The following is a 24,311-nucleotide window of genomic DNA, read 5'->3' on the forward strand; positions in this document are numbered from 1 at the left end:
TGGATTTTTCAGGCCGCCGGTCGAGAGTTACCGACCCGCATGAAAAGCTCTTCTTCAGGCTTCGCCGTCAGAGCCTTCAACTTCGCCTCGGCCGTCGCTTTCGCAATCACGCGGCGAGCTGGCGAGTGGTCCTCGCGGATCATGTCCACGGCTTTCTCAGCGATCATGAAAGCCGGAGCATTGGTGTTGCCGGAAACAAGGGTCGGCATGATCGAGCAGTCCACCACGCGCAGACCCTGAATGCCGTGTACCCTCAGCCGGTCATCGACCACTGACATGGGGTCGTTGCCCATCTTGGCCGTGCCGCTCGGGTGGAAGATGGTCTGCCCGTTGTTTCGGCAATAGTCGAGCAGAGCGTCGTAGCTCTCCGTGCCGGCGCCCGGTTTGTGCTCACGCTTGACGTAAGGGCGCATCGAAGGCGATCTCGCGATCTCGCGTGCTGCCTGCACGCCTGCCACGGTAGTTTGCCGATCCAGCTCGGTCGACAGGTAGTTGGGGACCATCGCAGGCGCCTGCAAGGGGTGCCGCGACTGGATGTGCGTGTGGCCGCGTGACTCCGGTCGCAGCTGGCAGATCGATAGCGTAAATCCGGAGAACGGATGCACTTTCGCCCCGGCCGCGTCGGCGGACAGCGTCGAGACGTGAAACTGGATGTCCGGACGGTCTGCAAGCGGCCGCCCCTGTTCATCCTTCAGGGCACGCATGAAGCAACCGCCCTGGTTGATGCCGATCGCCAGTGGCCCGGCACGGTACAACAACCACTGCAAGCCGATGCGCGCCTGGCCGAACCAGGTCCGCAGGTCGTCATTCGTCGTGATGGGTTTGGTGCACTCGTAGTACAGGCGGACCTGCAGGTGGTCCTGCATGTTCTCGCCCACGCCCGGCAATTCGTGCAGGACGGGAATGTTGAAGCGCTGGAGAACCTCGGCCCGGCCGATGCCAGAGAGTTCCAGCAGCTGCGGCGACTGAATGGCCCCGGCGGCCAGCAGCACTTCCGCGCGGCACCGCACGGTCTTCTCCACACCGTCCTGGACGTAGACCAGGCCGACTGCGCGCTTGCCCTCGAACAGGATGCGGGTTGCCTGCGCATTGGTCTTGACGTCCAGGTTCGGGCGATTGCGTGCAGGCTTCAGGAACGCCTGCGCGGAACTGCAGCGGCGACCCTGATGGGTCGTCAACTGGTAATAGCCTGCGCCCTCCTGGCTCTCGCCGTTGAAGTCGTCGTTGCGCGGGATTCCGCAGTCCTTGGCCCCTGCGATGAACCCTTCGATCAGCTCATGCTTTGCACCGACATCGGAGACCCGCACTGGCCCCTTGCCACCGTGGTAAGGGCTGTCGCCACGCTGGTTGGCTTCGGACCGCTTGAAATACGGCAGCACATCGTCGTAGCCCCAACCCTTGTTTCCGAACGAGGCCCATTCATCGTAGTCCTCGCGCTGGCCCCGGATGTAGATCAGCCCATTGATCGAGCTCGAACCGCCCAGTGTCTTGCCACGCGGCCAGTACATCTTGCGTCCGTTCATGCCCGGATCGGGCTCGGTCTCAAAGCGCCAGTTGTACTTCGGACTCCACATCGTTTTTCCGTAGCCAATCGGCAGATGGATCCAGAAGGAGGTGTCCGGCGGCCCTGCCTCAAGCAGCAAGACCGTCGTCTTTGGATCTTCCGAGAGGCGCCCGGCCAAGGTCGCCCCGCAGGTGCCGGCCCCTACGACGATGAAGTCGTACTGCTCGGCATCGCCGTTGGAGAGGGAGGTGTGGTGGTCCATGCATCGATCATAGATTCAAAGATTTCGGAACTCAATGTTCCGTTATAAGGGTTTGTACGCGGTCTACAAAAGTTTTTGCAAGCAGGTTGATACAGTGGGGGCCTGTTCCCAACGACGCCCTCCATGAAGGACGAATCCACCACCACTTCGGCGGCGGACGCCGCATACGAAGAAACGACACCGGAATCGGCAGGCGCCGCGGAGCGCAGCCTGCGCTTGCTCGATGTGCTGGCAGCGGCCGGCAAGCCCATGCTTGTGGACGACTTGGCACAGCAACTGCGCCTTCCGAAATCCACCACGCAACGTCTGTGCTCCAACCTGGCTGCCTCGGGATTTGCGATGCGTGACATCGAGCCGCAGGCGTATGTCGTAGGGCCGGCTTTCCGCGACCTTGCGGAATCCACCCTGCGCTTCGGTCCGCTCAGAAGCCAGCGCCACAAGGTGCTCAAGGATTTGTCGGAGCAGTTGGGCGAGACCTGCAACTTCACGACCCTTGATGGTGCCGAGGTCATCTACCTGGACCGTGTCGAGTTCAAGCGGCCGCTGCGGTTGACCATCGACATCGGCTCGCACGTGCCGCTGCACTGCACATCGAGCGGCAAGCTGCTTCTGGCGCACATGCCCGAGCCGGACCGGGAAGCCCTTATTGCGCAGATGCACCTCGCACCGATGACGCTCAACACCATCGTGGAGCGCGACACGCTGATCGCGCAATGCCAGCGCATCCGTGAACAGGGGTATGCCTGCGACAACCAGGAGTTCGTCGCTGGCCTGATCTCGATTGCCGTACCCGTGCACGACGCGCGACAGCAGGTGCGCGCCACGGTCTCCGTGCATGCGCCCGTGGAGCGACTGGCAATGGACCAGGCCATTGCTCGATTGCCAATGCTGCGCGCGGCGGCCTCGGCCATGGTCGGGCTCATCTAGTCTTGGCGGGCAAGACGCCCCTGCCCGGACTGACTCACATGCTTCACCCAATGGTTTGAGTGCCCGGTCTGGACCGCCCCCAGGCCTCATTCGCGTAAACACCAATTTTGGAACCAACGGTTCCAAAATCAAATGTCTTCTTTGAAAAGGAGACGATGATGAAGAGCGTGGTCGCTGTGTTGGTCGGGGCAAGCATGTTGTTCGGCGCCGCCGGAGCCGCGTTAGCGTCGGACAACTACCCCGAAAAAGGACGAACGCTGCAGCTCGTGACGCCCTTTCCTCCGGGTGGAGCAACGGATCTTCTGGCCCGGGTGCTGGCCCAGAAATTCTCAGAGGCCTGGGGTATTCCCGCCATCGTCGACAACAAGGCTGGCGGCGACATGCTGATCGGCTCCCAGGCCATCGCCAACGCGAAGAGGGACGGCTACACGCTGGGCTTTACGACCAGCGGTTTCGTTCTCAACGGAATCGCGCGCGCCCAACGCGTCGATCCCTTGACGGACTTTGTGCCCATCGGCCTGGTGGGACGGTCGGCACAGGTCGTTGCGGTGAATGCGTCCGCACCCTACAGCACCTATAAGGAGTTGGAGGCCGCATCCAGCGCGCAGCCAGAAAAGTTCAGCTATGCATCTTGCTGCCCCGGCATGCACTTCGCCGCGGAAATGCTCAAGAGCGCGACCAACCTGCGCGCGTTGCACGTCCCCTACAAGGGCAGCACGCCCGCAGTGAATGCCATCCTCGGGGGTGAAACGACATTCATCATCGACACCCAGACCGCGGTGAAGCCCTTCGTGGAGTCCGGCAAGCTCCGCGCGCTGATGGTGACCTCACGCCAGCGCGCTTCCACCATGCCGGATGTGCCGAGCCTGAACGAAGCCGGGGTTCCCGGCCAGTTCGAGACCGAGGTCTGGTGGGGTCTGGTGTTCCCTGCCGGCGTATCTCCCGCGATCGTCGCGAAGGCGAACGACACGCTCAACCGGATCCTCCAGTCCCCCGAGATCCGCAAGCGCATGGCAGAAATGAGCATCGAGCCTACGGCATCCACGCCATCGGAGATGGCCCGACTCATGCGGACGGACTTCGACCGTTACTCCAAGCTGGCCAAGGACGCCAATCTTTCCTTCGGCAACTGACCGCTGCCAGGAGCAGGCACCGCATGTCAAAAGGACGAACTCTGCACAGCACACACTGGGGAGCCTTCCGGGGCCGTTTCGAGAACGGCCAGCTGATCATGGCACCGCATACGCGTGATCCCGATCCGAGTCCCTTGCTCGAGAATCTGAAGGCCCTGCGGCACCGCGCCCGGGTCACGCGGCCCATGGCACGCAAGGGTTGGCTGCAGAACGGCCCGGGTCCCGACCGCCGGCGTGGCTCGGACGAGTTCGTCCCCCTGTCCTGGGACCAGGCGCTGGACCTGGTGGCCCGGGAAGTCGGCCGTGTCGCACATGAGCACGGCCCACAAGCGGTGTACGGCGGCAGCTACGGCTGGGCCAGCGCCGGGCGTTTCCACCACGCGCTGAGCCAGGTGCACAGATTTCTGAACGTCGCCATCGGCGGGTATGTGAGGTCGGTCAACAACTACTCCGCCGGGGCCGCGCAGGTCGTTATTCCGCATGTGCTCGGAAACTTCGAGCAGTGCACGCGCAAGAACGTGACCTGGGAGCAGGTCGCGGAACACAGTGAAGTGGTCCTTGCATTCGGTGGTCTCGCGCTCAAGAACTCGCAAGTCGGTCAAGGCGGCGTCAGCCAGCACATCGAGCGCGGCTGCATCCGCCGTGCCGCCGAGCGCGGATGCGCCTTCGTCGGCATCGGCCCCCAGCGCTCGGACATGCCAGAGGAGGCACGCGCCCGATGGATTGCAGTGCGTCCGGGCACCGACACGGCATTGATGCTGGGCATGGCCCATACGCTGGTGGCGGCCGGCCTGCACGATCAGGCTTTCGTGAACCGCCACTGCACAGGATGGCCGGAGTTCCAAGCCTATCTTCTCGGTCTTGAAGACGGCATCGCCAAGTCGGCCGTGTGGGCCGCAGACATCTGCGACGTGCCCGCCACCACCATCACCGAGCTTGCGCGCAGCGTGATGGGCAAGCGTTGCCTGGTCACCGTCGCGCACGCGCTCCAGCGCGCAGAGAACGGCGAACAACCTGTCTGGATGGGCGCGGTGCTGGCCGCGCTGCTCGGCCAGTACGGCCTGCCGGGCGGTGGCTACAACTACGCTCTGGGCACACTCGCGCACTATGGAAGGCGCACCAACAAGGTGTCCGTCGGCGCCCTGCCCCAAGGCAGGAACGGCGTCAGTGCATACATCCCGGTGGCGCGCATCGCCGACATGCTGCTGAACCCTGGACAGCCGTTCCCCTACAACGGGCAGACACTGGCGTACCCACACATCCGCCTGGCGTACTGGGCCGGCGGCAACCCTTTTCACCACCACCAGGACTTGGCGCGGCTGACCCGCGCCTTTGCGACCCTCGACACCTTCGTTGTACACGAAAGCGCATGGACGGCGACGGCCCGCCACGCCGACTTGATCCTGCCCTGCACCATGAGTGTCGAACGCGAGGACATCGGTGCCTCGGGCACGGACCCGCTGGTGGTGGCGATGCACCGCCTTGCCGAGCCACATGGTCTGGCGCGAGACGACCACGACATCTTCGCGGACCTCGCCGACCGCCTCGGACAACGTCAACCCTTCACGGAAGGACGCAGTGTTCGTGACTGGCTCGCCGCGCTGTATGCGCCCGTGATCGCTGGACTGGACGCCTTGGGGCTGCCCGCGCCTACCTTCGACGAGTTCTGGGAGCAAGGCGAGCTGACCCTTCCGCAACATGCGGACGAGGGCGGCGTGTTCAGCGCCTTCAGGCGGGATCCCGATCGATTCCCGCTGGCGACCCCCTCCGGGAAAATCCATTTGGCTTCAGCGGCCATCGCTTCGTTCGGCTACGCGTCATGCCCAGGCATCCCTGCCTGGATTCCTCCAACAGAAGGTCCAAGCGCCGAGTACCCTCTGTGGCTTGTCGCCAACCAGCCTGCAACGCGGCTGCACAGCCAGCTCGACTTCGGCCCGTACAGCCAGGACGCCAAACGCCATGGTCTGGAGGTCTGCACCATCTCTCCCGCGGCGGCGCAGGCCCGGGGCATCGCGGAAGGCGACGTCGTCCGGCTGTTCAACGAGCGAGGGTCGTGCCTGGCCAGCGCGCAGATTTCCCCCGACATCCGCGCCGATACGCTGCGCCTGCCTACCGGCGCCTGGTATGCCCCCTCGATCGATGGGCGCGGGCTCCCCATGTGCATCCATGGCAATCCCAACATCCTGACGCGTGACTTTGGGACCTCGCCTCTTGCGCAGGCATGCACCGGCCAGCTCTCCCGTGTAGAGCTGGAACGGTATGACCACCCGGTTCCCCCCCACCGCGCATTCGATCCACCAGGACCGTAGCGCCCCGGCTGCCCGGGGTTTTCCCTGTGGCACATCGAAGTTTCATCCAAGATGATTGGAAATATCGGAACCTTTAGTTCCGATATCAACCCGCCATTGAGAGGAATTCGATGAGACGCATGAGCGTGGAAGAGATCGCTGAAGCGATCGCCCCGGGCACCAAGCTGGCCCTCCCGGCCCAGCACATGGGCGCGGCGATGAGCGTCACCCGCGAACTGCTGCGCATTCAGCGCGGCGGGCTCCACCTCGTGTGCACGCCAACCTGCGGGATGCAGGGAGACATCCTGGTCGGTGCGGGCCTGGTCGACACGGTCGAGACCAGTGCGCTTGGCCTCGGCGAGGCGGGCGGCGCACCGTGCTTCAACCGCGCGGTCCGCGCGGGAACCGTCAAGGTTCTGGACGCCACTTGTCCTGCGCTGCTCGCAAGCCTGCTCGCATCGCAGAAGGGCATGCCGTTCGTTCCCCTGCGCGGGCTGATCGGGACAGACGTGCTGCGGCACCGGCCCGAATGGAAAGTCGTCAACAACCCGTTCGGAGACAACGATCCCATCGTCCTCATCCCTGCGCTTCGCCCGGATGTCGCGCTGTTCCATGCGCGAACGGCCGACCGCTTCGGCAACGTCTGGATCGGACGCATGAAGGAGCTGTCGCTGATGGCCTACGCAAGCGCCAAGACCTTCGTGACTGTCGAAACCATCGTCGATGGCAACCTGCTCGAAAACGAAGATACGGCTGCGGGCGTTCTGCCCGCGATCTACGTGGAAGGCATTGCCGAGTCGGCGGCCGGCGCGCATCCCCTGCCACTGCCAGGGCACAGCGCAGGATGTTCCGCCGATCAAATGGCCTACGCCAAGTCCGCACGCACCGCGGAGGGCTTTGCCGCATTCGCTGCCAGCTGGACCGATTGCGGAGTTCCCGCATGACGGTCGGCAATGAACTCCTGATCGTGGCGTTGGCGCGATTGCTGCGCGATGTGAAGTCCGTCGCCACGGGCGCCGCGTCGCCGATCCCGACCGCCGCAATGCTCTTGCGGGCCACCGAGACTGCGCGTCCGGTCCACATCTCTGCGCTCGGATCAAACCGCCACAACTTTTTCACCAACGGGACGACCGAACTGTTCGACTTGGCCGGACAGGGCCGGCTCGACGCCTTCTTTCTGGGTGGGGGCGAGATCGACGGGCATGGCAATGTCAATCTCGTCGGCGTAGGCAACTATCCCCAGGTTGATGTGCGGTGGCCTGGCAGCTTCGGCTCGGCCTACATGTTCTTCGTGGTGCCGCAGGTGATCCTGTTCCGGGAGGAGCACTCGCGGCGCGTGCTGGTGGAACAGGTCGAGTTCATCAGCGCGCCAGGCGCCAGCGCCGACAACGTCTATCGGCGCGGCGGTCCTTCTGCGCTGCTGACGTCCAAGTGCCTGTTCTCGTTCGACAGGGCCGCACGCCGTTTTCGCCTCGATTCCATCCATCCGGGTGTCACGCTGGAGGAAGTGCTCGACTGCACCGGCTTTGCCTTCGACGCAGCACCTGTTCCTGTCGTCACGCCCATGCCCACCGAGGGTGAGTCCCGCGCGCTGCGCGCGAGCGTCCTTCCGGAACTGGGCGAGGCCTATCCGGAGTTCGCACGCAAGCTCGGGCACGAGATCGAGCAATCCAAGGAGGCCTGCGCAGCATGAGCCAAGGCAACTATCCGCTGCGAGGTGTTCGCATCCTCGACATGGCCACAGTCCTGGCGGCACCGTTTGCCGCCACGCTTTGCGGTGACATGGGCGCTGAAGTCGTCAAGCTTGAACTGCCTGTCGGCGGAGACCCGTTGCGCACGTTGGCGCCGGTGCACGACGGCAACGCGCTGTTCTGGAAGACTGCCAACCGTGGCAAGAAGGGCATCTCCCTGGATGTCCGCAAGCCAGAGGGACGCGATCTGTTCCTGTCGCTGATCAAAGACTTCGATGTCCTGGTCGAGAACTTCCGCACCGGCACACTCGACCAGTGGGGTTTGGGGCTCGATGTGCTGCACACCCACAATCCGCGGCTCATCGTGCTGCGGCTCACGGGATTCGGGCAGACCGGTCCCTATGCACGCCGCCCAGGCTTCGCACGGATCTTTGAAGCCATGAGTGGTTTCGCGCACCTCACCGGTGAAGCGGGCGGCCCGCCCCAGCACATGAACTATCCACTGGGTGACGTAATCGCCGGACTGTTCGGTGCGTTCTCCATCACCACGGCCCTGGCCGAGCGCAACGGGCTTGCGCGCGAAGCGCAACGCGGCGTGGAGATCGACCTCGCTGCCACCGAGGCCATGATGCGCTTGCTCGACCCTCTGGCCGCAGAGTTCAAGTTCAGCGGCGAAGCGCGTGAGCGCACGGGCTCGCGCGCGACCTACACGGCGCCTTCCAACGTGTACCGATCGCGCGACGGCATCTGGATAACGCTGGTCGGCACGTCCGACCCGATCTTCGCCCGCGTGTGCAGCGCAATGGGCCGGCCCGAATTGACAACGGATCCACGCTTCAACTCGAACGCGCAGCGCATGCAGAACCTCAAAGAGCTCGACGCCATGATCGAGTCGTGGTTCCTGGAGCGCGACTTCGACGACCTCGCACGTCAACTCGAGGAGCAAGCCGTTCCTTTCAGCAGGGTGTACTCCGCCGCCGACGTGGCCGACGACCCCCACGTCCTGGCGCGCAAGGCGCTGATGGAATTGGTCGATCCGGTGCTGGGCGCCATTCCTGTGCCCGCCCCTGTTCCACGCTTTCCTGGCCGCCATTTCGAGGTACCGCAGGTTGGACCGGACACGGGGCAGCACAACAATGAGGTCTATGGCCGCCTCGGCATCTCGGACGAGCGGTTGCGGGCCCTCAGAGAGCTGCGCGTCATCTGATGCCAGCCCGGCCAGTGCTGCGCGTCGACGCGCGCACGAGCCCGAGCTGGAACGATCAGTTCCAAAATTGCCCCCTTAGAATTCTTCGGCGTATGCACAGAGGGCATCAGCCCCCTCGCTACGCAACTTGCAAGATTTCGGGAACAGGCATGAACGACAGCGCAGCATCGTCCCCTTTTGACCTCATGAATGCCTCGCCACGCAAGCAAGATGCGGTTTCTGGCTCCGCGGAACGCAGTCTCAAGCTGCTCTCGCTTCTGGCGGAAGAGGGGCGGGCCATGAGCTTCATGGAGATCACCTCTCAGCTGGCACTGGCCAAAGGCACTGTGCACCGGCTTTGCAGCAATCTTGCCGCAGCGGGCTACCTGGTGCGCGATGTCGACGAGCGCCTGTTCCTCCTGGGCCCGGCGATGCGGCGCGTGGCGTTCAACGCGCTCAACCATGCCACGTTGCGTGGCATGCGGCATGCAGTGTTGAAGGACCTCGTTTCGAAGATCGAAGAGACCTGCAACTTCACAACGCTCGACGGCCATGAGGTGCTGTACCTGGATCGGGTGGAAGCCCGCTGGCCACTGCGTCTGACCATCGATGTGGGCTCCCACGTGCCTTTGCACTGCACGTCGAGCGGCAAGCTGCTCCTGGCCCATCTGCCCAAGAGGCAACGGGACACCATGATCAAACGCCTGTCTCTGACGGCCATGACCGCCACCACGATCACGACGATCGATGGGCTGCGGTCCGAGTGCGATGCCATCGTCGAGAGAGGGTACGCGCGCGACGAAGAGGAATTTGTGGAAGGACTGATTTCCATCGCGGTTCCGGTTCGGGATCCGCAGGGCGACGTGCGTGCCACCGTCTCCGTGCATGCCCCCAAGGTCCGGCTCACGCTGGACCGAGCCGAATCCCGCATTCCTCTTCTCAAAACTGCCGCGGAATCGCTGGGACGCTTGATCTAGTCCCGCTCCGCACCAACACTCAAGACACGATGGCCCTCGAACGGGCTGCATAGGACCTCCAAAATGATCTCCAAGTCAGACCAGGTGCGCGACATGCTTTCTAAAGAGCCTGGCTGGCGGCTGGAAGGCGAGGACCCCGACTACCGTTTCGTGCTGGCCAACGAGCGCACTTTCCTGGCCTGGATCCGCACCGCGCTCGCGGTATTGGCCGCAGGGGTTCTGCTCGACCAGTTCTCGAGCAAGCTGCAGCCGCACCTGCTCGTGGTGCTGTTGGCCATCACACTGTGTGTGCTGGCCGGCACACTATGCGCTGTCGCTTACCGCCGCTGGCAGGTCAACGAAGTGGCCATGCGGCACCGGCTCCCCCTGCCATCCTCTCCCGCGCTGGCTTTGCTGGCGGCCGCCTTGGCCGCATCCGGACTGGGCCTTTCCGCATTGATCCTGATCGGCGTGCGCTGGTGAACCCCTACGTGGGGGATCCAGGCCTGCAGCCGGAACGGACCAGTATGTCCTGGACCCGAACGGCAGCCGGCCTGCTGCTTCACTCCATCATTCATCTGCGCCTTGCATTCCTGCACGCATCGATCTTGCTGACAGCGCTGGGTCTCGCTTTGCTTATGTTCGCGTGCCTGGCCTTTCATGTCGGTCGTTCGCGGCGCACCGTTTTTCAGAACGGGCTGGCTCCAAGCGCCTCCCCTCCGTTGGCGATGCAGATGATGACGGCTGCAGGATTGACGGTGTGTCTGGCTGCGCTGGTGGCCATCGGTCTCTCACGGTTCTGAGTCCCGCGGGAGGCCCCGGTCGCATCACTGGCGTGCGCCGTAGCCGGCCGGATATAGGGTTGGCGATCGGCGATGCCATGGAATGGGATGCGGGGTCCGCGCCTCTTTAGCATCGATGTTCCAAACCGCCGAATCCCGCTACAACCTCTGGGTGCGTGAGCACTACAGGTTCCTCATGCGCAGTGCATGGGCGCTGACCGGTTCCCGGGCTGCAGCCGAAGACATCGTGCAGGATTGCTTTGCAGCGGCCTGGCGCCACCGGGATCAGCTGCGCCAGGCCGAGTCGGCCCGCGCCTGGCTCTTCCAGATCATGCGCAGGAATGCACGGCGGCACTTCTCGCCCGGAAACCTTTCCATCGACGACGAAGCCGTGGCCGAGCAGCCAGCACCCGACTGCGGAATGGATGACCGGTTGGACGTCGTGAAGGTGCTGACGCGCATCTCACCGATCCATGGCGAGGTGCTGGCCCTCTACTACTTCGATGACATGTCGACCAGCTTGATGGCCGACGCCCTCGAAGTCGCGCCGGGAACCGTCCTTTCCAGGCTGGCGCGGGCGCGTGAGGCTCTGCGCGAAGCCATGCTCGCGCCGCGAGCACGCCCTCGCGACGCCCTCGCGACATCCGTGACCCCGCTCAGGAGAGCGTGACATGAAGCCGGAGAATTCGCCCCCTCATCTAGAAGACGCCGCCTTCGACCTGCGGGCTCGCGCGGAAATGGCATTGGCCTATGAACCGGGTGAACCGCCGGATCGTCTGTTCAAGTCGCCTGCGCCCCTGCTGAATCGCACCGCTGTGCGCAAGTTCTTCACGGCCACGCTCTTGCTTGCCCGTGCTGCGCGCGCTGGTGGAAAGCGGGTCTCAAGGCGTCGGAGCACGTCCGAGGAGCTGCGGCAGATCGTGGGCCAGGAGATTCCGATGTGGCGTGCGACGCAGGAAACGGGCATCAAGGCCGAATGAACGGAGTCACGCCATCGACCCTGGGCGACCACTTTGAATCAGGTAAAGAGTGTGGGGAAGCGTCATACTCTTGAAGTCAACGGTCCCCCATTACTATGGCCAGAACCTCCTCCTTTGGGTACCCTGCCACGGTCTCAACCGCTCCCTCTTTGTTTCGAGAAACCAGCGCAGGGGTCCCGCGGAGGCCGAGGTCCAGCATGAGCTTGCGATTCGATTCGAGGGTGGCCTGAATCGCAGGGGAAAGCGCTGCGGACGGAAAGATGCCGCCATTGGCATAGTTTCTTTCGTTCTGCTCCAGAGCTGCCACTGGATCCGGCGCCGACAAGATCGTTGCGGCCTTGCGAGCGCTGTCTCCACGGATGATGCCCACCAGAAGGTAGCGCACTTGGACCTTTCCACTGTCTACCCATGGACGACTCGCCTTCCAGAACCGATGGCACCAGATGCAGTTCGGGTCGATGATGGCGTAAACGACGTGCCTAGCAGAAGCCGCCCCATCCACCACCGATGTGCGTTCGGACAGTTTTTTCCAGGCTTCGGCAGGCGCAGCAGCAGCCGCACCGACCGCCCACGGCGCCACGGTGGTGCCCATAAACGCAGCGATGCCCCCCAGCACGCGACGGCGACTTGAGGTGATCTCAGATTCAGGAAGGTTCGATTTCATAAGGTTCAGAAAACGTTAAACCGCATGGACCGGGCATCAACAAGTGAGTTCCCGATCCTTACAAATAGTGTCCCATTTATCAGGACTCTAGACGATCGCTCCAACGTCGACCATGCTGCTGAACGGCTTCACCTCTCTCAGGCCGGCTGTAATTCTGCGGCGTCCAACCCATGGATCTCCGCCACCGCTTTCCGCTTTGCGAGGTCGCGCTGCTCGGCTGCGGTGGCAATGAGCGAAAAGCTCGAGCGTAGGTAGCTTTCGGTACGATCGTGCTGGGCGATCCGTGTCTCGCCGACAAAGACACCGCATCTAGCGAGAGTCAGGTCCACGCACTTGCCGGCGGCAAACCCCCTTCGAATCAGGCGGACCGTAGCTGAAGGTCTTGCCCGCGGTCAGGATTTCTCAGGCATCCTAGTTGCGTTGCGCAAGTTTCGCCCGCTGCGCTGCAGTCCGGCTCGAGGAGTCGGCATCCGTGAGCATCTGGCCGTCCCACCTTGACGCGAATGGTAGTTCAGGCTTGACTTGGCGCCCAGCGATGTGGCAGCAGTTCGTCGAGCTGTGAGTTGCGCAGCGTCGGCAGACGTTGCAGAACAAACACGCAGGTAGGCCCACGGATCATGCCCGTTCATCCGTGCCGACTATGCCGAGCGCCGAACAATGCCGAGCCGTATGGAAACAAGGCCCTCATTGTTCTGGAACTCCAGAGGCTCGAGCGGGACACATACCCGATCCCCTCGGCATTGTTTGACTGCTCACAGCGCTTCGAGAAAGGCGAGCACTCGGTCGGGCGGGCGGAAGCGGATTCGCTTGCAATGCTGCTAGGGTTCGAGCTTGGCCAAGGCCGCTTCTTTAAGCGTAAGCGTGGTCCCAAGACCCATCTGACCCCGCCCGTTCGGTGCAACCTTAGATGTCCAGCACGCGGCGCAGCAGCGCATAGCCAACGCGCCAGGTGTTGCCATCGCCGGCATCGATCGTCGCCGTGCGCTCGTTGATCCGCACGACGGTGCCGACCACCGTCTGTAGGTACTTGTCCTCGAAGGCTACCTTGTCGCCGCGCCGGAAGTCCTCGCGGGTGGGCTTTGGCGCACTCGGCTCGGGCTGTGCCGCTGCACCTTGCTCCGCTCGGCCGGCTTGGGCTGACGGCGGCTCGATGGCGGTGTAGGGCAGCTTCCATTCGCGCCGCTCGCGCAGATCCTGCAGCACGACCTGCGTGTCCTTCATGGCCAGCACCTTGCCCTGCGCAGGCTGCTGTCGCGCCAGTCCAGGAAGCGCACCGTCTGGCCCAGGTGCAGGTTCACCCGCACGGCAATGATGCGGCGCGGGTCGGCCAGCAACCGTTCGATGACGGTGCTCAGCTCGAACAGCTGCAAGCTGCTGGCGCTGTTCAGCAGTTCCATCAGACGCGGATCGACGCCGCGGCTCATGCGGCGCGTCGCTGTTCGTCGCCGACCGCCTCGCGCGTGCCGATGTTCCACGGCAGTAGCTCCTCGATCCGGCAGATCGGGTGATCGGCAATGCGCCCCAGAACCTCGCGCAGGTAGGCCTCGGGATCGAGCCCGTTGAGCTTGGCCGTCTGCACCAGGCTGTAGATCGCAGCGGCCCGCTCGCCGCCAGCATCCGAGCCCATGAACAAGTAGTTGCCACGGCCCAGCGCTATACCGCGCAGGGCACATTCGGCTGCGTTGTTGTCCATCTCGATGCGCCCGTCATCGCGGTAGCGCGTCAGCGCCTGCCAGCGAGTGAGGGTGTAGCCGATGGCGCGCGCCAGATCGGACTTGGCCGACACGCGCCCCACCAGGCCGCTCAGCCAGGCGTGCAGCTCCTTGACACCAGCGGCGCGAGCAGCCGCTCGCTGTGATCGACCCAGCGGGCTATGGTGGAGCGGTCGAGCTGCACGCCACTGCGCGCGTAGATGCCGCTTTGCCGGTACAGCGGCAAGTGATCGCAATACTTGGACACCAGCACGTGGGCCAGCGGGCCTGCTGCGGCCAGGCCGCGTGCGATGGGGCGGCTGGCGGCGTCGGCCTGGAAGATGGACTGGAAGCGCACGCAGGCCAGCTTGGGCCGCACATGGCGGATCACCTTGAAGTGCGCCGGTACGTACTCCAACTGCTCGGAGACGTCCTGGCCGATCTGGCGCAGCCGCCCGCCACAGGCGGTGCAGCCGCAGGGCTGGCCTGCCGCGTCATGGTGTGCGGCGCTCGTCTCGGGGCGGTGCACTTGCGCCTCGCGCGGCAAGTGCGCCGACAGGCTGCGGTCGATGGTGGATGCGTTGGCGGCCTCGGTCTTGGCGCCAGTGGGCTTGCAGGTCGCAACGGGCAGCGCCTGCTCTTTCGATCAGGCTGGCGTGCAACTGTTCGCTGGAGTTGCCGAACTGCGCGCGCACGCGGCGCAGCAGTTGCAGCTTGAGCTTGTCCACCATCAGGCGCAGCAAGCCTTCGACGGTGTGGCGCTCGGCGGGCGGTGGTGTCGACACAGGCCCCAACTGTGCCGCAGGGTCGCGCCCTAGGCAATCGGGGATGCAACTGATGGCACGCAGGTGTGGCTATGCCGCCAACTCGGGGCGCTGCGTGCGCACCGGCATGCGCCAGTCGATGCCCTCCAGCAGCATGGACAACTGTGCCGGCGTGAGGGCCACGCTGCTGCTGCTGGCCTGCGGCCAGATGAAGCGCCCTCGTTCCAGCCGCTTGCTCAGCAGCAGAAGGCCCTGGCCATCGAACCACAGCAGCTTGACGATGTCGCCACGGCGGCCGCGGAGGACGAAGACGTGGCCCTTGAACGGGCTCTGTGCCAGGGCCGTCTGCACCAGCGCGGCCAGGCCGTCGAAGCCTTTGCGCATGTCGGTGTGACCGGCCACCCGCCAGACCTGCGTGTTCGCCGGCGGGCCGATCACGCGCGTAGCGCCTGCAGGACAAGGCGCAGGTGCTGAAGGTTCGCGTCGGCCGGAACGCGCACGACGGCCTCGCCCAGCGCGATCTCAATCGGTGCCAAGCCTTCGCGCGCAGTCATCGGCGCTGCATAAGGTTCTGGCTGCGTGACGGTCACGGGCAACAGCACGGGAGCAGCCGCAGAACAACCCCAGTGCTCCAGCCGCATCCAGTGCCGCAGCAAGTTCGCGTTGACGCCGTGGCGCACCGCCAGGCCAGAGACCGACACGCCTGGCACGCGGGCATGATCCACCAACCACGCCTTGAATGCCGAGGTGTAGATCCGTTTGCCGTTGCGCATTGTGCGCTCGACCATCGGGCCGCTCCATTGAGAGGTATGTCCAGAGTCCTGCATATGGACACACATGCTCGACGGTCAGGGCTGCGCCATCAATGGGGTGGTGAGGCCACGCTTACCTTTAAGCTCGAGGGGGGCATGAAGGTAGGTCTGTGTGGTCTCGATCGATTCATGACCGAGCCACAGGGAGATCACTGAGGAGTCGACGTCCGCCTGCAGCAGTTCCATCGCCGCGCTGTGCCTCAGGACATGCGGCGTCACTCGCTTCGACGCCAACGATGTGCAGTTCTTAACTGCGACGCTCATATGCTTGGCTAGGAGCGCCTGGATGCTGTCGGCACTGAGCCTTGCCCCGTGCACGGTGGGGAACAAGGTGCTCGTGCCTCGCCGCGCTGGCTCGTTGAGCCAATCCTGGAGTGCAGCTCGTCGGGCGTACCTTGCCAGTGGGGTGCATCGTTCCTTGCGGCTTCTGCCGACACGGCGCACGTGCGCGCCGGTGCCGAGATGGATCGCATCCCTGTCCAAACCGATCAATTCCGACACGCGCAAGCCGGTCTGGGCTGCGAGCACCAACAAGGGGTGATCGCGGCGGCCGAGCCACGTCGTCCGGCCGGGAGCGGCAAGGAGCGCTTCGATCTCCGGACGCGTCAGGAGATGCACTTGGCGCTTGTCGTGTCGCTTGTTTGGTATCGCAAGCACGCGCTGGATAAGGGCGCTTTGGGCCGGCTCCTCGAAGGACACGAACCGGAAGAGCTGCGATGCACGGCATGGCCGTCGCCTGGGCTCACCCAGGCGAGCAAGGCGGTGGTGCGGGCGCAGGAGCTGGCATCGAGTCCTCGCGCCGGCTCATCGAGCACCTGCTGCAGGCCGAGGCCACGGACCGCACGATGCGCTCGGTCAGCCACCAGATGCACGCGGCACGATTCCCGGTGCACCGCGACCTGGCAGGCTTCGACTTCGAGGTCTCGCCGGTGGACCGCGCGCTCGTCACCCAGCTTGCCACGACGGCCTTCACAGACAACGCGCGCAAACGTCGTGCTGGTCGGTGGGCCGGGCACCGGGAAGACCCATCTGGCCACGGCCATCGGCCTGTCTGGCATCACCCGGCATGGCAAGCGGGTGCGGTTCCATTCCGCCGTCGATCCGGTCAACGCGCTGGAGCAGGAGAGAACGCAGGGCAAAGCTGGACCCATCGCCGCGCATGGTCTCCTCGGCCGCGGGAGCATCCGAGACGCTTGATTGGAGATGCTGGCAGCCTCCAAAACCGTTGGATGCTGCCGCATGCCAACACGACCTCAATGCTTGAACACGAGGTTGTTTTCTTTGGCCACCTTCGCGTACCTTGCGTGATCCGCCTCCATCATTTGCCCGAACTCCTTGCCAGAGCCCCACTGCGACTCCAGTCCGAGGTCAGCAAGTTTCTGCTTGACGTCCGGCATGTCCATGATCTCTTTCAACGACTCGCTCGTCTTGGCCACAATCTGCGGAGGCACCCCGGACGGCATCAGAATGCCCCACCAGGTGCCGAGTTCGAAGGAGCCGGGGACGCCCGCCTCCGTCAGGCTCGGAACCTGCGGAAATGCGGGGGCACGTTCCCGGGACGTCACGAGGAGAGCCCGCAGCTTGCCGGAGTCCACAAACGGCTTGATCGACAGCGGCGTGTCGATTGCGAAGTCGGTCTCGCCAGCGACCACGGCGCCTACGGACGGAGCGCTTCCCTTGTAGGGAATGTGCATGCCTTTGATGCGGGTCGAGTTCTTGAGCATCTCGGTGGAAAAGTACATGACGCTGCAGCACGAGCTGAAGTTCAGGCCATCGGCCTTCTTTTCGGAAGCAGCTTTGAGATCTCCGAACGTTTTGATCTCCGACTTGCTGTTGACGACAAGTACGAGAGAAGATTGTGCGAGCTGGGCCACCGGCGTAAAGTCACGGGCGGCGTCGTAAGGCTGGGAGGTTTGAACGATGCGGTTCAGGACGAAGTCCAGCGTGAAGAGGCCGATGTAGTAGCCATCCTTCTTCCCATTGGCCACTGCAGCAGCGCCGACCATGCTTTCGCCACCTGCCCGGTTCTCGACGACCGTGGTGACGCCCCACAACTCGCCGAGCTTCTGCGCAACCACACGTCCCAGAACGTCGGACGCTCCACCTGGAGGGAATGGAATCACGAGCGTCACCGTCTTGCCCTTCTCGGGGAAGTCCGTGGCCTGCACGGATGTCAGGCCCGCTGCCATCGCGATAGCTGCGATGCCCAGTTTTGTTGTCAATCGCATGTCGTCTCCTTGGGTTGAATCAGGGCCTAGCGGGCCCCACGCTTACGTTTGGGCCGTCCGCAGGATCAGATCGCTTGCTTTTTCCGCGATCATCACGGTGGGTGAGTTGGTGTTTCCGGACACGAGGCGCGGCATGATGGAGGCGTCGACCACGCGAAGCTTGGGAACCCCGTGCACACGCAACTGAGGATCCACGACCGCAAGGTCGTCCGTGCCCATCTTGCAAGTGCCAGATGGGTGGAAGATGGTCCCGCTCGTTTTTCGCAGGTATTCCAGAATCTCCACATCGTCTTGAACTTCGGGGCCTGGTTGGTACTCGGCCTCGACGTACCTTGCAAGCGGCGTCTGCTTGACCAGGCGACGGACGAATTTCAAGCCCTCCACCATGCACCGCCGATCGGTCTCGGTCGCGAGGTAGTTCGCGACGATGCGCGGCGCTGCCGATGGGTCTGCCGACTTGAGATGCAGCGAGCCACGAGACTCCGGACGCAGTTGGCAAACTTGCAGCGTTGCGCCCGACCAAGTGTGAGGAACGTACCGCACACCGTCCGCCGAAAGCGCCCCAAAGTGACATTGGATGTCCGGCGTTCTGGAGTCGGGCAGAACGCGCGTGAACAGCCCGCCGACCGAGGCCGGATGAGCCAGCGCACCGCGACGGAACAGAAGGTACTCCAGCCCGAGTCCGACCTTTCCGACGGGCGAGCTCAGCCGATCGTTGAGGCTGATGCGTCGGTTCAAGCGCACCACCACCTTGGCGTTCAGGTGATCTTGGAGGTTTCGCCCAACGCCAGGGAGGTGGTGAACGGCGTGGACGCCTGCGTCGATCAGCTCGGAACTCGGACCGATGCCCGACAGCATCAGCAGTTGAGGGCTCTGCAGCGCGCCTGCCGAAACGACAATCTCCCGATGAGCGAACGCCTCGCGCAGCACGCCGTCCTGAAGGTACTGGACGCTGGTCGCAGCGCCGCCCCTCGTGACGATCCGCTGCACCTTCGCTCGCGTCTCCACCCGTAGGTTTTGCCGCTTCATCGCCGGGCGGAGGTAGGCGACAGCCGTGCTGCATCGTCGCCCGTTGCGCACAAAAAACTGGTAGTAGCCTGCGCCCTCCTGCGAGGGTCCGTTGAAGTCGTCGTTCCGCGGCACACCGAGGTTGACTGCGGCATCGAACGCCGCCTCCATGAGATCGTCGCGGTGCTGGATGTCGGAAGCCCACAGCGGCCCTTGATCGCCATGCCAGGTGCTGCCCCCCCGTTCGTTGTGCTCACTTTTCAGGAAGTACGGGAGCACGTCGTTCCATCCCCAACCTGGGCTTCCCTCCCGGTTCCAGACGTCATAGTCCTCCGCTTGCCCGCGAATGAACACCAGGCCATTGATGGAGCTGGAGCCGCCGAGAACCACTCCGCGCGGCCACACCAGCTGTCGGCCAGCGAGCGCCTCTTCAGGCTCCGTCACGAACTGGCGGGTGTATCGCTCGTCGTAGACCGCCTTGCCATAACCAAGCGGCATGTGGATCCAGAAGGTCGAATCCATTGGCCCGGCTTCAAGCAGAAGGACCGAATGCTTCCCTGACTCGCTGAGGCGGGCCGCAAGAACGCACCCTGCCGATCCGGCGCCGATGACGACGAAATCGTAAGGATGATCCAGCGGTGTCGCGGCGGCGGACATGGCTTAGCAGGTCAAACGCTGACCGAAGACACCAGCCGAGTGTTGAGGTAGGCTTCCACGGCTTCTGGTCCACCTTCGGACCCGTAGCCGGAATCTCCCACACCCACGAACGGAAGCTCCGGGAACGCGTTAGCGCCCTGGTTGATCCAGAGCATTCCCACTGCAACGTCCTGGCTCAGTCTGTGCGCAGTGGACAGCGAGCGGGTGAACGCGTATCCCGCGAGACCGTAGGGCAGACGGTTGGCTTCACCGATAGCGTCATCCAAAGTGGAGAATCGACGGATCGCTGCGACGGGCCCAAACGGCTCTTCGTTGAAAACTCTTGCATCGAGCGGCACGTCTGCGAGGACGGTGGGCTGCCAGAAGTTTCCACCCTCGCTGCCGCTGGCCCCGCCAGTGAGCAACTTGGCGCCCCGATCGACAGCGTCCGAAGTCAGGTCACGCATGGCGGACACGCGCCGGGTGTTGGCCAGCGGCCCCATCTGAGTGGCGGCATCGAGTCCATCACCCACGCGCAGTTCTGCGGCGTGCCGCGCCAGCGCTGCGGCAAACTCATCGGCCACCGCGTCGTGAACCAAGAATCGGGTGGGAGCCACGCATACTTGACCAGCATTGCGGAACTTGGTCCCGCCGGCAGCACGTACGGCAAGCGCCAGATCGGCATCTTCTGCAACGATCACAGGGGCATGTCCGCCCAGTTCCATCGTCACGCGCTTCATGTGGCTTCCCGCCAAGGCCGCCAGCTGTTTGCCCACTGCAGTGGATCCTGTGAAGCTGATCTTTCGGATCGCCGGGTGAGCAATCAGGTACTCCGAGATCTCCGATGGGACCCCATAGACAAGGCCGATCACACCTTCAGGGCAACCTGCCTCGACGAACGCGCGGATCAAGGCTGCGGGCGCAGCCGGAGTTTCCTCTGGGGCCTTGACCACGATGGAACAGCCCGCTGCCAGCGCACCGCAGACCTTGCGCACAATCTGGTTGATGGGAAAGTTCCAGGGAGTGAACGCGGCCACCGGGCCCACGGGATCCTTCACAACCATGTTGCGCGTTGCGGAATCACGTGCTGGCACGATCCGGCCGTAAACACGAGTGGCCTCTTCGGAGAACCATTCGACGATGTCGGCCGAGCGATCGATCTCGCCGCGTGCTTCTGCCAGCGGCTTTCCTTGCTCCAGTGTCAGCAGCCGCGCCGTTTCATCGGCATTGGCCCGCAGCCGCCCAGCTGCATCGCGCATGATGCGACCGCGCTGGTACGCTGGCATTTTTCGCCACGTTTCGAATCCGGCGCGTGCCGCCAGTGCGGCCCGCTGAAGATCTTCGGTGCTGGCATGAGCGACCGTTCCGATCGACTTTCCCGTTGCAGGGTTCACCACCTCCAGTGTCCGTCCATCGGCCGCGGCGCAGAACCGACCGTTGATGAGAAGCTCGGTGTTGGGATAGCTCATGGATACTGACCTTTCAGAAACGTTGGGATGAGTTCGCCTGGGCACTGCCGTCAAACGGCCTTGCCAAAATGATCGAGGGAGGGGGAAGCCTAGAGGCCGGGTGTCACCGCATGCGAGCGTCCTGGCGGATGATTTCGGCCGCTCGTTCGCCAATCATGATCGTGGGAATGTTCGTGTTGCTCGAGACCTGGATCGGCATGACGGAAGCGTCGGCAACGCGCAGGCCTGTGATGCCGTGGACACGCAGCCGGGCGTCCACCACGGAGCTTCCGGCCGCTCCCATGCGGCATGTCGCGATCGGATGCCAGCACGTGCTGCTGGTGCGACGCGCGTAGTCCAGCAACTCCTCATCGGAGTCCTCCTCAAGCGGCGGTCTGGTTGCACCCTTGATCAGCTGGGACAGCGCAGGTTGCCTGGCGATCCCGCGAAGCATCTTCATCAAACGCAACGTGACGTCACGGTCCAGTGCGTGGGAGAAGTAGTTGGGCTGGATCTGCGGCGACATGAAAGGATCGCGCGATCCGATATGGGTGTTGCCGCGCGACTCCGGGTACAGGAAGTAGCCACCGATATGAAAGCCCGAGAAGTCATCGATACCCGTCTTCACACTGGTGGCCAGCCTCGATGTACCGCTGGTCAAACCGACCTGCAACCGCACGTCGGGGCAGCTCAAGCCTTCCCGGGTGCGAACGAACGCTGTTCCGGTGATCCCCGTTGTGGCAAAGAGCCCGTCGCCGCGCACGAAGTACCTCGCCAACTCCACGGCCATTCGCACACGGCTGCGGAGCAGGTCATTGACGGTGTAAGGATGGCGGCATTCGTAGTTCAGCCGCGGCATGATGTGGTCTTGCAAATGCTCGCCCACATCGGGCAAGTGATGGGTGATCGGCACACCGAGGCGCGACAGCCAATCGGCATTGCCTACACCCGACAGCTCAAGAATTTGAGGCGACCTCACAGCCCCTGCACACAGGATCACCTCGCGCCGGGCGGAAGCCCTGGCCACGGATCCGTCAGGTAGGAAGTACTCGACTCCCACGGCCACGCGGCCGGTGAAGCGAATGCGGCTGGCGACGGCCCCGACCAAGACATGAAGGTTCTTGCGACGGCGAGCAGGCTCCAGATACGCCAGCGACGTGTTGCACCTCCTCCCGCCCCGCCGGTTCATCTGCATGTGCGAAACGCCTTCGGCGTTCCGGTCGTTGTAGTCATGGACCCGTGGAATCCCGGACTGCTCGCAAGCCGTCACAAAGGCTTCAGACAATGGATTGGGCGGCGATTTGACGATCGAGACAGGGCCTGACGTGCCCCGGATCGCCGGATCCCCCTCCGCGAACGATTCAAGCTTCATGAAAGCCGGCAGCACGTCGTCAAAGCCCCATCCTGGGCACCCAGCATCGCGCCAATCGTCGTAGCGTCGTGGATGCCCCCGAACGGCGAGCATTCCGTTCACCGAACTCGACCCCCCAAGCATCTTTCCGCTGGGCCAGTAGATCTGGTTCTGATGCAGTTCCGGTTGCGGTACCGTCTCGGTCTTCCACACGTAGCGGTCGTCGGCCAACATACGGCCGACGCCGAGCGGAATCCGAACGAACGGACTTCTGTCGCGTTGTCCCGCCTCGAGCAGCAGGACCGTGACTGAGCGATCTTCCGTCAGGCGGGCGGCGACGACGGCACCCGCTGATCCCGCTCCGACGATGATGTAGTCGTAGGTTTTTTCTGTCGAAATCATAAGAACCACCGCACACTGACCAATCCACGCGCCTCCCACCGGAGGCGCACTTGCGCCGCACCCGGCGATCAGCTGGACGCTTCGCTGACCTGTCGTGCTGCTTCGAGCCGTTGCGCCAGGGCCTTCCGATCGACCTTGCCCACCGCGTTCTCAGGCAGATCTGCCACGAAGTGGTACTCCACCGGCTGATGGATCCGCGACAATTCGGTGACAACCGCGGCAGTCATCGCCGCTGGCGCCAGCTGCTCACCCGCGCTCGTCTTCGACCGGACCACGAAGGCGACTGGCACTTCGCCAAGATCCTCATCTCGTCGACCAACGACGCAGCAGGCTTGGACGCCCTCGACCTTGGTCAGGACACTTTCAATGAGGTTCGGCGACAGGTTCTCGCCTCCCCTGATGATCACGTCTTTGATCCGGCCGGTGATGGCCAAGTAGCCGTCCTCGTCGAATCGGCCGAGATCGCCCGTGCGAAGCACCCCACCCTCGACTGGAGCAGGAATGCCCGCGCTGCCGTCCAAGAGATAGCCGAGCATCAAGCTCGGTCCTGCGATGCAGATTTCCCCGTCCCTTCCGGCTTCCGTGATCCTTCGGCCCTTGTCGTCGGCTAAGAACACATCCTGGCCCTCCAGGACGGTTCCAACCGTCCCAAGGCGGCGAGCAAGCGGCGGGTTCATCGTCGATGTGCAGGTCGCTTCGGAAAGCCCGTACGAGATGACAAGCGGCGTTCCAAACTTCTCCTCAACGCGACGTTGAAGCTCCTGTGTGATCGGTGCGGACCCACAACGGAGCATTCGGATCTTGGAAAGCGCTGCGTTGGAAAATTCCTGGCCCAGGAGGCGTGAGTACATTGTCGGCACGCCCGTGACGATGGACGGCCGGAACCGATCGAAGAGACGGGGTACGTCCTCGGCCTTGAATCGCCCTGCCAAAGCAATGGACGCTCCGACGAGCAACGGTGCAAGCAATTGGTTGTTGACGCCGTTCGTATGAAAGAGCGGCATCAAATGAAGGAGCACGTCTTCACCGCTCAGCTTGCTGTGCTGCGCGACACCCTTGGCATTGACCAACAGCCCGAGATGGCTTTGGAGGACACCCTTCGGTTTGCCGCTACTGCCGGATGTGAACAGAAGAAAGGCGGGCTGCATCGGATCCGTCCCGGTGCTCCACCAAACGGATTCACCTGGCTCCAAGGACGCTGCGTCGATCACATGCCCGTCCTCGAGATTTGGACCGGCGTTGGCGTCTGCGTTCGACTCGTCAGCGATCAACCACGTCAGGCGCGCAGCGGCGAAGCGCCGACGCAGCTCCTCGGCCCCTAGTTTCGGCTCGAGAACGCAGGGGCATGCGCCGCAGGCGAGGACTGCAAGCAGCAGTTCGCACTGGAGAACCGATCTGTCCATGGCGATGGCCACCCGATCGCCCTCCTGAACCCCCCGAGCACGCAGGGCATGGGACAGCTGGCCTACTTCCTGGTGCAAGGCACCGTATGTCAGCGCTTCTTCATCGGTTCGAATGGCGACGCATTCACGTCGCCCGGCGCTTGACCAGAGATCGTGGAACGCTTGGATGAGCGTTGTGTGGCGTGCTTCCATCGC

23 protein-coding genes and 3 pseudogenes are annotated in these 24,311 nt (G+C 63.7%); 12 read left to right on the forward strand and 14 right to left on the reverse strand.

From position 1 onward, the window contains the following. Positions 1–8: 8 nt before the first annotated feature. Positions 9–1,766, reverse strand: coding sequence for a GMC family oxidoreductase (locus DES41_RS37125; RefSeq protein ID WP_114472714.1), 1,758 nt, complete (start codon positions 1,764–1,766; stop codon positions 9–11). Positions 1,767–1,889: 123 nt separating this feature from the next. Here DES41_RS37125 and DES41_RS37130 point away from each other — a divergent pair, with 123 nt between their 5' ends. The 11 genes from DES41_RS37130 (at position 1,890) to DES41_RS37180 (ending at position 11,709) form a co-directional block, all read left to right on the forward strand. Continuing rightward, complete coding sequence (locus DES41_RS37130) at positions 1,890–2,693, forward strand: IclR family transcriptional regulator (RefSeq protein ID WP_114472715.1); 804 nt, start codon at positions 1,890–1,892, stop codon at positions 2,691–2,693. A 158-nt stretch (positions 2,694–2,851) separates the two neighbouring features. Then, a complete protein-coding gene (locus DES41_RS37135) occupies positions 2,852–3,826 on the forward strand; it encodes a tripartite tricarboxylate transporter substrate-binding protein (protein ID WP_170168415.1) in 975 nt (324 codons plus the stop codon). A 23-nt stretch (positions 3,827–3,849) separates the two neighbouring features. Next, positions 3,850–6,135, forward strand: coding sequence for a molybdopterin-dependent oxidoreductase (locus DES41_RS37140; protein ID WP_114472717.1), 2,286 nt, complete (start codon positions 3,850–3,852; stop codon positions 6,133–6,135). Positions 6,136–6,245: 110 nt separating this feature from the next. Continuing rightward, complete coding sequence (locus tag DES41_RS37145) at positions 6,246–7,058, forward strand: CoA transferase subunit A (RefSeq protein ID WP_211333172.1); 813 nt, start codon at positions 6,246–6,248, stop codon at positions 7,056–7,058. Further along, positions 7,055–7,807, forward strand: coding sequence for a CoA-transferase (locus tag DES41_RS37150; RefSeq protein WP_114472719.1), 753 nt, complete (start codon positions 7,055–7,057; stop codon positions 7,805–7,807). Before DES41_RS37145 ends, DES41_RS37150 begins: the two co-directional genes overlap by 4 nt. Next, a complete protein-coding gene (locus tag DES41_RS37155; RefSeq protein ID WP_114472720.1) occupies positions 7,804–9,012 on the forward strand; it encodes a CaiB/BaiF CoA transferase family protein in 1,209 nt (402 codons plus the stop codon). Before DES41_RS37150 ends, DES41_RS37155 begins: the two co-directional genes overlap by 4 nt. A gap of 149 nt (positions 9,013–9,161) precedes the next feature. After that, a complete protein-coding gene (locus DES41_RS37160) occupies positions 9,162–9,968 on the forward strand; it encodes an IclR family transcriptional regulator (RefSeq protein ID WP_114472721.1) in 807 nt (268 codons plus the stop codon). Between the two features lie 93 nt (positions 9,969–10,061). Further along, entirely contained in the window at positions 10,062–10,430 is a 369-nt protein-coding gene (locus DES41_RS37165) for a YidH family protein (protein WP_114472746.1), read from the forward strand. Positions 10,431–10,438: 8 nt separating this feature from the next. After that, the gene (locus tag DES41_RS37170; protein ID WP_281277273.1) at positions 10,439–10,750 is read left to right on the forward strand and encodes a DUF202 domain-containing protein; all 312 of its coding nucleotides are present in this window, start codon (positions 10,439–10,441) and stop codon (positions 10,748–10,750) included. A 115-nt stretch (positions 10,751–10,865) separates the two neighbouring features. Next, entirely contained in the window at positions 10,866–11,399 is a 534-nt protein-coding gene (locus tag DES41_RS37175; protein ID WP_114472723.1) for an RNA polymerase sigma factor, read from the forward strand. A gap of 1 nt (position 11,400) precedes the next feature. Further along, positions 11,401–11,709 (forward strand): hypothetical protein, encoded by a 309-nt coding sequence (locus DES41_RS37180; protein WP_114472724.1) that lies wholly within the window; start codon positions 11,401–11,403, stop codon positions 11,707–11,709. 76 nt (positions 11,710–11,785) lie between these two features. On the opposite strand, the gene dsbG is transcribed toward DES41_RS37180, so the two are convergent. The 8 genes and pseudogenes from dsbG to DES41_RS37215 form a co-directional block, all read right to left on the reverse strand. Beyond that, positions 11,786–12,373: a thiol:disulfide interchange protein DsbG gene (dsbG, locus tag DES41_RS37185; RefSeq protein ID WP_245966062.1), complete on the reverse strand. Its 588-nt coding sequence runs from the start codon at positions 12,371–12,373 to the stop codon at positions 11,786–11,788. Positions 12,374–12,884: 511 nt separating this feature from the next. Beyond that, a pseudogene (locus DES41_RS39985) lies at positions 12,885–13,011 on the reverse strand (transposase domain-containing protein); the annotation flags it as partial. Positions 13,012–13,276: 265 nt separating this feature from the next. Further along, positions 13,277–13,594 (reverse strand): hypothetical protein, encoded by a 318-nt coding sequence (locus DES41_RS39490; RefSeq protein ID WP_245966063.1) that lies wholly within the window; start codon positions 13,592–13,594, stop codon positions 13,277–13,279. Next, a complete protein-coding gene (locus DES41_RS39495; protein ID WP_245966064.1) occupies positions 13,591–13,797 on the reverse strand; it encodes a hypothetical protein in 207 nt (68 codons plus the stop codon). The genes DES41_RS39490 and DES41_RS39495 overlap by 4 nt, the downstream gene beginning before the upstream one ends. Further along, a pseudogene (locus tag DES41_RS39500) lies at positions 13,794–14,611 on the reverse strand (IS66 family transposase); the annotation flags it as partial. The pseudogene DES41_RS39500 and the gene DES41_RS39495, both read right to left, overlap by 4 nt. Before the next feature lie 307 nt (positions 14,612–14,918). Beyond that, positions 14,919–15,266: an IS66 family insertion sequence element accessory protein TnpB gene (gene tnpB, locus DES41_RS37205; RefSeq protein ID WP_114472726.1), complete on the reverse strand. Its 348-nt coding sequence runs from the start codon at positions 15,264–15,266 to the stop codon at positions 14,919–14,921. After that, complete coding sequence (locus DES41_RS37210) at positions 15,263–15,616, reverse strand: transposase (protein ID WP_211333174.1); 354 nt, start codon at positions 15,614–15,616, stop codon at positions 15,263–15,265. Before DES41_RS37210 ends, tnpB begins: the two co-directional genes overlap by 4 nt. A gap of 60 nt (positions 15,617–15,676) precedes the next feature. Further along, on the reverse strand, positions 15,677–16,258 hold the full coding sequence (locus DES41_RS37215; RefSeq protein ID WP_211333175.1) for a tyrosine-type recombinase/integrase: 582 nt from the start codon (positions 16,256–16,258) through the stop codon (positions 15,677–15,679). Between the two features lie 98 nt (positions 16,259–16,356). Here DES41_RS37215 and DES41_RS37220 point away from each other — a divergent pair. Beyond that, positions 16,357–16,795: pseudogene (locus DES41_RS37220) on the forward strand (ATP-binding protein); the annotation flags it as partial. Positions 16,796–16,893: 98 nt separating this feature from the next. On the opposite strand, the gene DES41_RS37225 reads toward DES41_RS37220, so the two are convergent. The 5 genes from DES41_RS37225 to DES41_RS37245 all read right to left on the reverse strand — a co-directional run bounded on the left by DES41_RS37225 (position 16,894) and on the right by DES41_RS37245 (position 24,308). Then, on the reverse strand, positions 16,894–17,868 hold the full coding sequence (locus DES41_RS37225; protein ID WP_114472729.1) for a Bug family tripartite tricarboxylate transporter substrate binding protein: 975 nt from the start codon (positions 17,866–17,868) through the stop codon (positions 16,894–16,896). A 42-nt stretch (positions 17,869–17,910) separates the two neighbouring features. Continuing rightward, positions 17,911–19,533, reverse strand: a complete 1,623-nt coding sequence (locus tag DES41_RS37230; RefSeq protein WP_114472730.1) for a GMC family oxidoreductase — start codon at positions 19,531–19,533, stop codon at positions 17,911–17,913. A gap of 11 nt (positions 19,534–19,544) precedes the next feature. Then, the gene (locus DES41_RS37235) at positions 19,545–20,981 is read right to left on the reverse strand and encodes an NAD-dependent succinate-semialdehyde dehydrogenase (RefSeq protein WP_114472731.1); all 1,437 of its coding nucleotides are present in this window, start codon (positions 20,979–20,981) and stop codon (positions 19,545–19,547) included. Between the two features lie 103 nt (positions 20,982–21,084). After that, positions 21,085–22,713 carry a GMC family oxidoreductase gene (locus tag DES41_RS37240; RefSeq protein ID WP_245966065.1) on the reverse strand — a complete coding sequence of 543 codons (1,629 nt, stop codon included), beginning with the start codon at positions 22,711–22,713 and terminating at the stop codon, positions 21,085–21,087. A 68-nt stretch (positions 22,714–22,781) separates the two neighbouring features. Further along, on the reverse strand, positions 22,782–24,308 hold the full coding sequence (locus DES41_RS37245; protein WP_114472732.1) for a class I adenylate-forming enzyme family protein: 1,527 nt from the start codon (positions 24,306–24,308) through the stop codon (positions 22,782–22,784). Positions 24,309–24,311: the final 3 nt, after the last annotated feature.

Origin of the sequence: Pseudorhodoferax soli (assembly GCF_003337555.1) — a bacterium.
Taxonomy (GTDB): Bacteria; Pseudomonadota; Gammaproteobacteria; order Burkholderiales; family Burkholderiaceae_C; genus Pseudorhodoferax; species Pseudorhodoferax soli.